At 55.1% G+C, this 214-nt stretch carries 1 protein-coding gene; it reads right to left on the bottom strand.

The window, feature by feature from the left end:
• Positions 1–7 precede the first annotated feature (7 nt).
• On the bottom strand, positions 8–214 hold a 207-nt coding region (locus HX814_RS31350; protein WP_218175063.1), incomplete at its 5' end, for a hypothetical protein.

Consider the following 214-nt stretch of genomic DNA (forward strand, 5'->3'; position numbering starts at 1 on the left):
ATCAAGATCAAAAGCAGATCAAAGGCAAGAGCACAGCGGCCTCCCGGCCGGCTTGAGTGTTAAAAGCAAAATCTAAGGCGGGCACGGTCCAAATGTGGGAGCGGGCTTGCTCGCGAAGGTCGTTAACGATGACGCGGGCATTCTGATTCAGCGCGGCGACCTCAGGTTTTTCGCGAGCAAGCCCGCTCCCACATAAAAGCAGATCTGTTTTCGC

It is taken from the genome of Pseudomonas sp. C8002 (assembly GCF_013385765.1).
Classification (GTDB): domain Bacteria; phylum Pseudomonadota; class Gammaproteobacteria; order Pseudomonadales; family Pseudomonadaceae; genus Aquipseudomonas.